Origin of the sequence: Bacillus cereus group sp. N14, from assembly GCF_016483555.1 — a bacterium.
Lineage (GTDB): Bacteria > Bacillota > Bacilli > Bacillales > Bacillaceae_G > Bacillus_A > Bacillus_A wiedmannii.
The window spans coordinates 18,599-31,307 of the sequence record NZ_JAEHBQ010000010.1; the positions used below are offsets into that span (position 1 = coordinate 18,599).

The following is a 12,709-nucleotide window of genomic DNA, read 5'->3' on the forward strand; positions in this document are numbered from 1 at the left end:
CTATTTTTCATTCAGCGAATTATCTCTTAATCCTAAAGCCTTCAGCATTGTTTGGAACTTAGCTGATGTTTCTGCTAACTCATCTTCTGGTTTTGACTCAGCAACAACTCCTGCTCCTGCATATAAACGAAGTGTATTTTCTTGCACTTCAGCACAGCGAATTGTAACAATCCATTCACCATCTCCATTTAAATCGCTCCATCCTAGCATTCCTGTAAAGAATTCACGGTCAAATGGCTCAATTTTTTGAATCGCCTCTCTCGCTTTTTCCATCGGCGTTCCGCAAACTGCTGGCGTAGGATGAAGAGCAATTGCTAATTCCAAAGAAGTAGTATTCGGATCCTTTAGTTCACCTTTCACTTCAGTAGACAAATGCCACATCGCTTCACTATGAATAACGGATGGTTTTTCCGGAACATGTAATGTATGACAGTATGGACGAAGCGCAGCAGCAACCGCTTCCACTACTACCGCATGTTCATGTAAATCTTTTGGTGAAGAAAGTAATTCCTCTGCTCTTCTTTTATCTTCTACTGGATCATCACTACGCGGTCTTGAACCAGCTAATGGATTAGAAATAACTTGCATACCATTTCGTGAAACGAGTAATTCAGGACTTGCTCCAATTAATGTCTTATTATTCTCGTTTTCATCTTTTGGTAAATTCACAGCAAATGTATAACCATGCTTATTATGCTCTGCTAATTCTCGAAGAAGTTTTTGCTTATTAATCTTTTCGGAAGTTTTAACATCTAACGATCTGGATAGAACGATTTTCTTTAAATCTCCGTCTTGTATTTTTTCAATTCCTTGCTTCACACCATTCATATACACTTCAGGATCTGGTACAGGTGTCATTTCAAATGTTAAGTTCTCAATTGTTTCAAGCTGATTTGTTGGATCCAATTGTAAACGATCAGAGATTCTGCTATATTCTGGTACGATAAGTTGAACTTCTTTTCTACGATCAAATGGCAAGGCACCAACAACGATAGGATTCGGATTTCCAGCTTGTTTTGCATTGCTTAATACTGCCTGTACTAGTTCTGGAAAACTTTCAATTCCACGATGTTTTACTGTAGTAAACTCTCCTTCTGTCAATATTGTTCGAGTTGGTGAAGCAAAAAAGAATGAAGATTCAGTCTTATAATCTTCTAATAATTGTTCTGACAGTTCCTTTACAGCCGTAAGTTCATTCATAATATAGTAGCCCCCTATTTTTTTTATTAAACGCCTAATGTAGCTCCTCCATCGACACATAAATTGTGCATTGTAATGTGGCTTGCTTTATCAGAAGCTAAAAACAATACCGCTTCGGCAACTTCTGAAGGCTGTGCAATTTTTTGTAATGGTATACCGAGTCTATATGTACTTTGAGAACCAGCAATGATATTTTTTTCTCCATTCTCATCAGCCCATAGTAACCGTTGCATTTCAGTTTCAGTTGAACCTGGAGAAACTAAGTTACAGCGAATGTTATATGCTGCAAGTTCTAATCCTAAGCACTTCATAAACATCGTCGTTGCAGCTTTTGATGCAGCATACGCAGCCATCTCCATTCTCGGAGTATTTGCCGCATTTGAGCCAACTGTAACAATTGCCCCTGACTTTCTTTGCATCATATATTTACTTACTGCTCGGCACATATAGAAAACTCCTGTAGAATTTACAGAGAATGTTTTATTCCAATCTTCATCACTTAAAGAGTGAATCGCTCCCATACGTAAAACCCCTGCAACATTTACTAATATATCTATCGGTGCTATATCATTTTCAATCCGTTCTACTACTTCTTCAACAGCGGCACTATCACTCACATCTAAACGAAAGGTTTTCACACGTGTTTCATTTAATTCATTTTGATTTAAGAGTACGTTTAACCCCTCTTCAGTTTGATCAGCCCCAATAACTGTAGCTCCTCTTTCTAAAAACATGTTTGCTACAACACTACCTATACCTTGCGCTGCACCAGTTACTAAAACCGTTTTCCCATCAAATTCCCCTATGTTCATTTCCTCTATCCTTTCATTTGAAAATTAATCTAATTAAACAAATAATGATAATGATTATCATTATTGATGAAAAAATAATACACTTACTAAACTAATTGGTCAAGTGTACTTTTCATCAAAATATTATTCATTGATAATGTTTTTCATTTAATATTCTTACACCGAAATGATAATCTTTCTCAATAAACTTGTCAACCTATTTTTATTTTTCAGATAAAATATTTTAATGATTCTCAACACAATTACATCTAAAAGCATTAATAAGTACTTACATTACACATTTAATTCATACTCCTCTTTTTAAACTTGTAGAAGACTAACTGTAGATACCTTCATTTACAAAGCCTTATCAAAAAACCAAGTATATATTTTCTCAACATTTTTCTGAAAATACCGAGAAAATATATCTTGCAATTACTGATGTATGTCTTGTTTATAATTTAAGATTTAATACGTATTTCGAATATGATGTATCATCTATTGATATTCCAATATAATCCAAATAGGCATTTCACTCACTTTTTTGTCTCAAAAAATCCCAAATGTTATATAACCTCGTTACAATCATTCATAAAAAAAGCACCCTATTTAATAGGATGCTTTTTCGTATTTATAGTGTGATAGAAGATTTATATACTTATGCTACGCTGCGATACTCTTCTTCTTTTTCTTTTTTCTGCTTAGGTGCTTGAATTAAAATTGCGATAACAAATGATACGACACATAATACACCGATCACCATGAAGGTTGGTTTGAATCCACCTAGAAGTGCACCGATAAAGGAACCTGCAAGTGCTCCAAATCCAAATCCTTGATACACAATTCCGTAGTTCTTACTATGGTTTTTCATACCGTAGAAATCACCAACGATAGCTGGGAAAATAGTGATATTTCCACCAAAGCAAAACGCTACACTTGCTACACATACGAAGTAAATACCATAATTTAAATCTACGAAACTTAAAACCAAGACTGAAGCCGCCATAACAACAAATGTACCAGTAACGATTTTTAAACGGCCGATTTTATCTGATAACGGTCCTAAAATAATACGACCTAATGTATTGAAGATTGCAACCATAGCCACCGCATTAGCTGCTGTCGCTGCGCTAAGCCCTACAAGTTGAACACCAATGTCTTTTACCATACCAATTAAGTATAAGCCACTCATACATGATGTAAATAACATAATAAATAATAAATATACTTGTTTTGTGCCTAACATTTCTTTCGTTGTATATTCCTGAGTTTTTGCTTCATGAACTGCTCCTTGATCTGCAGCTTGATGGATTAAACAAGCGCCAAGGACAATCATAGCTGTAACAATTAACCCCCAATATATAAACGCTTGTGATACACCAACTGATTCAATTAACTGTGCGTTAATATATTTAAAGATTAAGCTACCCGAACCATATGCAGAGACAGAAATACCAGCAATTAAACCTTTACGCTTTGGAAACCACTTTATTAAATTGGATAGTGAAGTGATATACGCTGTACCATCTGCATAACCTACAACAACCCCTGCTAGTACATAAAGCAATATTAATGAGGAAGCTTGTGAACTAAGTATTAATCCTAGTCCTAATGCTAGTCCAGCTATCATAATAAGTTTTCGAAGTCCCCACTTTTCTTGCAATTTACTCGCAAATAAAGTTGAAAATGCTAAGGAAAGACTAGTAATTGAGAAAGTTATAGCAACAGCGTTTAGGCTCCAACCATATTTACTAACTAAAGGCTGATTGAATAAACTCCATGTATATATCGTCCCAAGTCCCATTTGTACTATGACTGTGCCAAGGACAACAAGCCATGGATTAACTTTTGATTTTTTCATATCATTCCGCCTCCTCTTTCTATTTCAATGCTATTAGCTAAATGTTCTTTTTTTATGTTCATATTGGCCACCTCATTTGATTTAACACCTTCATTGTATAAGATGTCCCCGCTTATGTAAGCACTTACAAGATAGAGCGTCAAAAATATGGAATCAGTTACAGAAAACGAAGGTCGAAATACAAAAAACGAATTATTAAATACGTAAGTAGCTATTATAATGTTTTGCATCAATACGACTTACAGCTGTTTTATCATCTCTCTTTATAAAAATTATGTCTCAAGTTATACGATACCTATATTGCGATATTTTGATTTACCTATACAAACAGAAAAAAACTATTTTGACACTACGATGCACTTTATTTTTTATAAAATAAAAATATTTTATTGATAAATAAAACTAAATATTCACTAATATATCTATACGTGGTTTAATATATATAATAAAAAAATATTTCTGTCTTTAATGAGGAGGTACTATGAAAGCAAACGTAGGGGATACTATACTTTTTCAACGAAATAATTTAAAGATTACAGGATCTGTATTAAAACTTTATACTGAATCGGTCTTAGTTGAAATTACAAATGTAAGCGGTGGTACTTTTGAATTTGATCGAACGATTGTAAATCATAAAAACTATAAAATTTTAAATACGAATACATAAAACAACAAAAAATAGCCCCTGCTCACCAGCAGGGGCTATTTTATATGAAAATACTTCATTAGTTTATATATCCTAAAACACTTACAATCTTACTCGCTTTTAAATTATTAATATGATAATAAATTTCTAAACCTCTTCGCTCAGCTCGTAACACTTTACCTTTCATTTTTGATAAATGTTGCGAAACAGTCGATTGTGGAATATTTAGTAATTCTGTTAATTGTGTTACATTACAAGTTTTTCTCGTACTTAATTCATTTACAATTTGTAATCGGATTGGGTGCGCCATAATTTTCAAAATATCTACATCTTCTTCTGAAACTAAACTTTTTCTCATTTCACTCGTATATGTTGTCATAAGACATTCCCCTTTTATATGAATTCCTCTTATTTAGATCTATTTCCAAAATATTTAAAACTCCGATGTGAAACCTTTATATAAAAATAATAGAATTTTAAATTTTTAAAAACAGAACGAAATACAATTCACTTTATTTATTTGGTACATATACATAATACAATGTTAATATGTGCTCTATGTGAAGTTAGCATATATTTATAATGAAGATTTTTCAAATAATTCACATCTAACTATATACTTCCTCATAACACTATCCAGTGATTTTAACATATTTTAGGCGTTTGTATATACTATCTACAAAATAAATGTTGTTTAGGGGGATTTCAAATGCCAACAATGTTACAAGAAGAAGTTGAAGAAACGCGCGAAACGTATGTCAGCCGTATCATTTTGGTCGGTGGATCAGCTTTATTTTTAGTAGGTGGTGTTATCTCGGCAATCTCGGCCTTTAAAACATATAATCGCTTGGAAAATACACCGCCTTCTACAGATAACTCTTAGGTGAATTATTTAATTCTGAATAACAAACAAATGCCGTCTCTAAAAAGAGACGGCATTTGTTTGTTCATAAGTTCTTTACTAGAAAATCGCAAACAATACTTTGTGCATGAATTACAATTGAACTTACTTCACCACAAACTTCGTCTGACTACAACCATCCTTCTGCTTCGTTACTTCTAATACAGCCGGCATTGCGTTTTTCAGCTCTTGAACGTGTGAAATGACACCGATAAATCGGCCTGATTTTTGTAAGTCAATTAAGGCGTCAACTGCTTTTGTTAATGACTCCTCATCTAATGAACCGAATCCTTCGTCGATAAACATCGTTTCGATTGAAATACCGCCTTCATATGCTTGAATGACGTCTGCCATTCCAAGCGCTAAGCAAAGCGATGCATTAAATTTCTCGCCGCCAGATAATGTTTTTACATCCCTTGTTTGGCCAGTGTATGCGTCATAAACATCTAAGCCTAATCCACTTTGACGATTTCTCTTCTCAACTCGCTCACTTCGTTTTAAATAAAATTGTCCATTTGATAATTTACGTAATCGTTCGTTTGCAATTTGAACAATTTGTTCTAAATACTCAATTAAGATGTAACGTTCAAATGATATACGACTTTCGTTATCACCTTTCATTACTTCATATAAATCAACAAGTTCTTGGAAAGCTTTTTCTTCCTCATGAATTTGCTCATCGATACGTCTAATATTTTCATGTAAATCAGAAATGTATGTTACTACATTTTGCGCACGTTGACGTTTTTCTTTAATTATATCGAGATTAATTTGTAATTCTGTTATGTGTTCACCTAGCGCTGTAATATCCATATATTCTTTATCTTTTAATTCAGCATGTAACTCTTCAATTTGTTTTGCAAGCACTTCAAGAGATGAATAATAACTTTGAATTTCTTTTTGTAACATCTCCATCTCAATATCACTTAATTTAGCTTCTTTATACGTGGATTGATCTGTAAATCCGCTCTGTTCAAGCTCTTTCATAAAGCGCGTAAACGTCTCTTCTTTCTTCAATTTTGTACTTTCAAATTGATTAGAAGCACTTTCCTGTTCTGCTTGAATACGTATATTTTCATTTTGCCAATGTTGATACGCTTCCTGCACTTTCTTCCATTCGTCTTCCATTAATCTGAGGTCATGCATTGCTTGGTCAAACTGAACTTTCCAAGCTTGTACTGTTTGTAAGCTTTCAGGAATATTTTTCTTATCATGTTCATATGACGTACGAAGCTGCATACACTCTATTTCTGTACGGTGCTGTACTGTTTCTACCTCACGCTTTTGTTTCTGAAGTGCATCTACTTTTTCTTCTACACTTTTTATATTCACAGCTGTTTGCTTACGCGTTTCTTCACTTGCTTTTAGCGTATTTACTTCAGTTGCTAATTGTTTTCCTTTTTGAACAAGTGCACTATATGTTTCAACTAATTCCTCTGAGCGATAGCCTCGCTTCTTAACCTCTTCTATTACCTGTTCATATTGTAGGTGATAGAAATTCCATTTCTCCTCTAATTGAACATGTAATTTTTCAGCAACATTTTTCTTTTCTCTTAAATCATTTAACTCTTTTTCATCGATCACATCACTTTGCTCTGTAGCTTTTTTCGGATGGTTCGTACTACCACATACTGGACAAGATTCGCCATCATGTAGATGAAGAGCTAATATACCAGCTTGTTCACTTAACCAGCGACGTTCCATATTTTCATATGCGTTAACTGCCAATTGCATCTTATTATATGCCGCTTCTTTTTCTTTCTCGAATTTTTGCTTTTCTTGCCAAACATCATATGCTTGTTTTAAAACTTTGGCATCTTCTCGCATATTCGTTAGTTCTTCTACTTTAGCTACATATTGCTCAAGTGCTCGTTCTAATTGCTCTAATTCACTAGACATTAGCTGTTTTTGATTTGTATGCTCATCTAATTGTCGATCTAAGTTTTGCATACTTTCTTTTAATTTCCCTATTTGAATTTCTGCATTTTGTAAATTCAACTGTTTCTCAGCTAATGATGCAATAATTGGTTGTAACTCTTCTAATCTTTGAACAAGTTTTTTTGCATTTTCTCTCTCAGGTTCTTTATTCTTTACTACTTCATATTTCTCCTGAGCAAGTTCAAAGCTTTTCGTTACATTTTCTTTTTTAGCGATTATTTGTTTTAATAAACTTTCAGCCTTCTGCTCATTTTGCATTGCTTCTTCATACCATTGTTCAAATGGTAATAAGCGCTTCGCTTCTTCCGCATGTTTAAAAGATTTTTCTTTCATTTCAATAACGGTACGATTTTCTTGTAAAGTGTTATATTTCTCATTCTTTTGTTGTAAATCTATAAATTTCTCATTTATGGATTTCGCTGCATGAAAACGTGTTTCAGCATCCTTTAATTGCTTCGTTTGAACATCTTGTTCTACTTGTAATTGCTCAACCTCTACCTTATACGCCGCTGTTTCTTGTTCTAACGCTTCTAATACTTGATGCGTGTTTACATGTTCTTGTTCCACTAATGTCTCTAATAATGCTCCATCGCGGATTGGTAATTTGAAAACATTACGGAAGTATAGCTCTCGCTCTTTTTGTTTTTCTTGTAAAACGTCTTTCCATTGTTTTCGTTTTTGATCAAGTAACTCACGCATTAACTTATAACGATCCGTTTTAAAAATACGACGTAAAATTTCTTCTTTGTTTTCTGTCTCAGATGTTAATAGTTTTCGGAATTCCCCTTGCGGTAACATAACAATTTGGCTAAATTGATGTTTACTTAAACCGATTAAATCTTCCACTTTTTTATTTACATCCGTTACATGGAAACGATCAACAGCTGGAACATTCTCTTCATCAATCACTTCATATAGTTCTACTGCATGTCCAGTAATTGTCTTGTTCCCTTGTTTTTTATGTCCAAGTTGTCGTTTTATTTCATAACGTTTCCCTTTTAACTGAAAGGTTAGTTCTACACTTGTATACATATTATCATCAGCAAATTGACTGCGAAGCATGCTCGTATCACTACGTTCTTCTCCGCTTGCCTCACCATATAACACATAACAAATCGCATCAAAAATCGTTGTCTTTCCAGCTCCTGTATTCCCAGAAATGGCGAAAATACGATGATCTCCAAGATCGTTAAAATCGATTACTTCTTTCTGTTTATATGGCCCAAATGCTGTCATAATTAGCTGAATCGGTCTCATCCTCGTTCACCTTCCCGTTCTTGCACTGTTTGTAGTACTTCTACAAATAGACGTTCTTTCTCTTCTGATAAATCTAAGCCTTTCATTTCTTTATAAAAAGCCTTTAATAACGATAAATCATCCGTTTTATGTCTTGAAACAGTTACTTTATTTGACTCTGTGAACTCTCGTCTTTGAATAGATCTTTCAACATGCATTGCATTTGGATATACAGAGCGTATTTTTTCCATTGGCTGCAAGACAGGATTTTCGTCTAATAATTTTACAAACACGTAATCTTCACTTACTGGATGTTGTAATAATTCATCTATTTTCGCTTCTACTGTTCGCATTTTACGACGTGGTGCAAGTAACCTTTTTTCAATTGTTGCTTCACCTTGCTCGTCCAGTTCCACAATATAATATCCTTTTTTATGTTTTTCTTCAGAAATAGAATATGCAAGTGGAGAACCTGAATATCGAATTGTCTCATTACGTACGAAATGCGCTTGATGTAAATGTCCAAGCGCTGTGTAATGAAACTTATCAAAATAATGACTATTTACGTATTCAGCACCACCAATTGAAAGTGGTCGTTCTGCATCACTTGTATTCTCTTCCGCTTCTCCCGCAGAAGTTACAAATGCATGACCAACAAATACGTGTCTTGCTTCTTTATCCATCGTTTCAGAAAGCTCATTCATAAAAATACGCATCGCATCATCATGAGAACGTACATCTTCGTTTTTCAAAACATGTCTAACTATGCTTGGATCCGTATATGGAACGAGATGGAAGTGAACCTCGCCATATTCATCATTTAATATAATTGGCTCATATGGAAATTGAAATTGCCCCACAATAAATAATCCTTGTTTCTTCATTAAACTACTTCCAAAGTGAATACGATCTGGACTATCATGGTTTCCTGCAACCGCAATAACTGGTGTTTGTAAATCAATCACTATTTTTTGTAAAACATCATTTAATAAGTCTACTGCCTCCGTAGGTGGAATTGCTCGGTCATATAAATCCCCTGCAATAATTACGGCATCTGGTTTTTCTTCTTCAACAGCTTGTACAAACTGATCTAATACAATCTTTTGATCTTCAGTCATATACACGCCATGAACGAGCTTTCCTAAATGCCAATCCGCTGTATGAAATAACTTCATAGTTTCCTGCTCCTTTTAATTTACTGATTTTAGTGATACGAGTTGATAGTTTATTGTAGTTTTTCCGTTTTCCCACTCTAACTTTTGTATCATTGCACTACCAATTCTTTCTTCATTTGATTTATATAAAGGCAATATTTCTTGAACTGTAAATAAGTGATAACCATCCAATTTTAATTGAAATATGTTTTCTTCTATATGTAATCTTACTTCTTTTTCATTTGAAATAATTTTTGTGTGCATCTCAAATTTCATGACAGATACAACCCCTTTTTCTAATTTCTACATTATTAATAGTATATTGGCTATGCAAGATTGACAAGTAAATACACGGCAAAGTACACACTTTTCTACCGCTATATGTTTTTTATTTTTATATATAATACGGTATGTGAAATTTTTTATTGTAAAAATAAAAATGTCTACTGTGACATCTTTATTTTTGTATAAAGTCTTTCATTACATAATATAAAACTGTAATGAAAACAATCGCTACAAAAAATGAAAATACTGCGATAATGTACCCATCCTTATTTAATAAAATGCAAAAAGAAATAGATATGATAAAAATCGGAAATACAAGTCGTACTTTATCCTTCACTTCCTCTGTCGTATCTGTATGATGAAAATACTGCGTTATCCCTATCATTAAAGAAGACAAAATAATCACCGACAATAGTAAAGGTCCTGGCATTCCGATTTCTCCTTTCTCTATTTCTAATAAAAAGCAATTTTTCTTTCATCATAATCACTTCAAATACTCTTTTTGAAGTGATTATGCACAATTTACACCTATATAATAGCGTGTTTATCATGATAATTTCAAATAATTACAATTACAGTAATGTTGTAATATTCATTTTCAACCTCAGAAATCCTGCAAATATATCTCGTCAAAATATGCGGTATACAAATTAACACGTACCGTCAACTTTAGACAAAATTTATAAAGGACATTTCAGTACGTATCAAGAATTAAGAATAAGAAGATATGTAAGGGAGGATGAATTATGACTGAACACGTTTTATTTTCTGTTAGTGAAAACGGCGTTGCATCAATTACTTTAAACCGCCCAAAAGCGCTTAATTCTTTATCTTATGACATGTTGCAACCAATTGGGCAAAAACTGAAAGAGTGGGAAAATGATGAGCGAATTGCGCTTATCGTATTAAAAGGAGCTGGCACAAAAGGTTTTTGTGCAGGCGGCGACATTAAAACTCTTTATGAAGCGCGTTCAAATGAAACTGCATTGCAGCATGCAGAACGTTTTTTTGAAGAAGAGTATGAAATTGATACATATATTTATCAATATAAAAAACCGATCATCGCTTGTTTAGATGGAATTGTAATGGGCGGTGGTGTCGGTCTTACAAATGGTGCGAAATATCGAATTGTAACTGAGCGTACGAAATGGGCAATGCCAGAGATGAATATTGGCTTCTTCCCAGATGTCGGTGCTGCTTATTTCTTAAATAAAGCTCCAGGATTTGCTGGCCGCTATGTTGCGTTAACAGCATCTGTTTTAAAAGCTGCTGACGTATTATTTATAAACGCTGCTGATTACTTTATGACATCTGATTCATTACCAAATTTCCTTACTGAACTTGAAAATGTAAATTGGCATAAAGAAGATGATGTACATACTAATTTAAAAGAAGTCATTCGTACATTTGCAACTGCTCCAAACTTAGAAAGCGAACTTGCTCCTTCATTAGAAGAAATGAATTCACATTTTGCATTCGATACAATTGAAGAGATCATCCATTCATTGGAGAAAGATCAAAGTTCCTTTGCTTTAAAAACGAAAGAAACGCTATTATCAAAATCTCCTATTTCGTTAAAAGTAACATTAAAACAGTTTATTGATGGAAAAGATAAGTCCGTTGAAGAATGTTTTGCTACCGACCTTGTACTTGCTAAAAATTTCATGAGACATGTGGATTTCTTCGAAGGAGTACGTTCTGTTGTCGTTGATAAAGATCAAAATCCGAATTATAAATATAAGCAGTTAAGTGATGTTTCAGAAGAAGATGTAAATCGATTCTTTAACTTACTTAATGCATAATAAGGTGAAACATTAATAAGTGGGGGTTCATTACCCGCTTATTATTAACCCTCACCGATCGTCCGGTCATGCGGGATAAAATTGAGGCTATATAGTAGTGGAATTCAACTACTATATAGCCTCTTTCTCATTTAATAATTTTTAATAAAATTTAATTTTATTAAATCAAAATGTGTGCTACACTATTTTTAATCAAATATTCTAAAAATAAAAAAGGAGGAGCGACTATGATTGAAAATTATTTTCTTTTCATCATTATGTCTATTTGTCTTATTATTTTACCCGGTCCTGATACTGCAATGGCGACGAAAAATACATTGGTTGCCGGTAAGGTCGGTGGAGTGAAAACAGTGTTCGGTACATGTGTTGCACTTTTAATTCATACTTTAGCAGCAGTAATCGGACTTTCCGCAATTATTGTAAAGTCAGCGCTTTTATTTTCTATTTTCAAGTACGTTGGAGCTCTATATTTAATCTATATTGGCATTAAAGCCCTTTTAATGGTAAGAAACAAAGAAGGCTTTGATACGAACGATATATCTTTAAATAATGAAAATGAACACACTTCTTGCTTTCGCCAAGGGTTTCTTACGAATTTATTAAACCCTAAAGTTGCAGTCTTCTTTTTAACCTTTTTACCGCAATTTTTAAATCCAAATCATAATACGTTTATCCAACTTCTCGTAATGGGTCTTACTTACCTCGTTTTAACAGTTATTTGGTTCGCTTTTTATATATTTTTAATTGATAAAATTAGTGCTTTTATGAAAAAACCGAGGACGCAACGTTATATTCAAGGCTTAACAGGAATCGTCTTAATTGGTTTTGGTATTAAACTAGCTTTTGAAAAAAATAATTAACAAGACGAAAACCACCACTATTAATAGTGGTGGTT

The 12,709-nt window shown here is 33.5% G+C and carries 12 protein-coding genes; 4 read left to right on the forward strand and 8 right to left on the reverse strand.

All coding sequences use genetic code 11. The features are described 5' to 3' along the window. From dhbC to JDS82_RS15590, 3 genes are all read right to left on the reverse strand, one after another. The gene (gene dhbC, locus JDS82_RS15580; protein WP_098058103.1) at positions 1 to 1,200 is read right to left on the reverse strand and encodes an isochorismate synthase DhbC; all 1,200 of its coding nucleotides are present in this window, start codon (positions 1,198 to 1,200) and stop codon (positions 1 to 3) included. A gap of 26 nt (positions 1,201 to 1,226) precedes the next feature. Further along, positions 1,227 to 2,012 (reverse strand): 2,3-dihydro-2,3-dihydroxybenzoate dehydrogenase, encoded by a 786-nt coding sequence (dhbA, locus tag JDS82_RS15585; RefSeq protein ID WP_048566458.1) that lies wholly within the window; start codon positions 2,010 to 2,012, stop codon positions 1,227 to 1,229. 637 nt (positions 2,013 to 2,649) lie between these two features. Next, positions 2,650 to 3,852, reverse strand: coding sequence for an L-lactate MFS transporter (locus JDS82_RS15590; RefSeq protein ID WP_199713552.1), 1,203 nt, complete (start codon positions 3,850 to 3,852; stop codon positions 2,650 to 2,652). A 481-nt stretch (positions 3,853 to 4,333) separates the two neighbouring features. Between JDS82_RS15590 and JDS82_RS15595 the strand changes: the two genes are divergently transcribed. After that, entirely contained in the window at positions 4,334 to 4,519 is a 186-nt protein-coding gene (locus JDS82_RS15595) for a YkvS family protein (RefSeq protein ID WP_000646791.1), read from the forward strand. A gap of 58 nt (positions 4,520 to 4,577) precedes the next feature. On the opposite strand, the gene JDS82_RS15600 is transcribed toward JDS82_RS15595, so the two are convergent. Then, positions 4,578 to 4,877, reverse strand: a complete 300-nt coding sequence (locus tag JDS82_RS15600; protein ID WP_000214798.1) for an ArsR/SmtB family transcription factor — start codon at positions 4,875 to 4,877, stop codon at positions 4,578 to 4,580. 330 nt (positions 4,878 to 5,207) lie between these two features. Here JDS82_RS15600 and JDS82_RS15605 point away from each other — a divergent pair, with 330 nt between their 5' ends. Further along, the gene (locus JDS82_RS15605) at positions 5,208 to 5,381 is read left to right on the forward strand and encodes a hypothetical protein (protein ID WP_199713553.1); all 174 of its coding nucleotides are present in this window, start codon (positions 5,208 to 5,210) and stop codon (positions 5,379 to 5,381) included. A 123-nt stretch (positions 5,382 to 5,504) separates the two neighbouring features. Here the strand turns inward: JDS82_RS15605 and JDS82_RS15610 are convergent, their stop codons facing one another. The 4 genes from JDS82_RS15610 to JDS82_RS15625 all read right to left on the reverse strand — a co-directional run bounded on the left by JDS82_RS15610 (position 5,505) and on the right by JDS82_RS15625 (position 10,442). Then, positions 5,505 to 8,594, reverse strand: a complete 3,090-nt coding sequence (locus tag JDS82_RS15610; protein ID WP_088112935.1) for an AAA family ATPase — start codon at positions 8,592 to 8,594, stop codon at positions 5,505 to 5,507. Beyond that, a complete protein-coding gene (locus JDS82_RS15615; protein ID WP_199713554.1) occupies positions 8,591 to 9,748 on the reverse strand; it encodes an exonuclease SbcCD subunit D in 1,158 nt (385 codons plus the stop codon). Before JDS82_RS15615 ends, JDS82_RS15610 begins: the two co-directional genes overlap by 4 nt. A 15-nt stretch (positions 9,749 to 9,763) precedes the next feature. Further along, the gene (locus JDS82_RS15620) at positions 9,764 to 10,003 is read right to left on the reverse strand and encodes a DUF2584 family protein (RefSeq protein WP_000667347.1); all 240 of its coding nucleotides are present in this window, start codon (positions 10,001 to 10,003) and stop codon (positions 9,764 to 9,766) included. Positions 10,004 to 10,184: 181 nt separating this feature from the next. Next, positions 10,185 to 10,442 (reverse strand): hypothetical protein, encoded by a 258-nt coding sequence (locus JDS82_RS15625; RefSeq protein ID WP_046955733.1) that lies wholly within the window; start codon positions 10,440 to 10,442, stop codon positions 10,185 to 10,187. Between the two features lie 316 nt (positions 10,443 to 10,758). Here JDS82_RS15625 and JDS82_RS15630 point away from each other — a divergent pair, with 316 nt between their 5' ends. Together JDS82_RS15630 and JDS82_RS15635 are read left to right on the forward strand one after the other, a co-directional pair. Next, positions 10,759 to 11,814 (forward strand): enoyl-CoA hydratase/isomerase family protein, encoded by a 1,056-nt coding sequence (locus JDS82_RS15630; protein ID WP_199713555.1) that lies wholly within the window; start codon positions 10,759 to 10,761, stop codon positions 11,812 to 11,814. 227 nt (positions 11,815 to 12,041) lie between these two features. Further along, the gene (locus JDS82_RS15635) at positions 12,042 to 12,674 is read left to right on the forward strand and encodes a LysE family translocator (protein ID WP_199713556.1); all 633 of its coding nucleotides are present in this window, start codon (positions 12,042 to 12,044) and stop codon (positions 12,672 to 12,674) included. The last annotated feature ends 35 nt before the right edge of the window (positions 12,675 to 12,709 follow it).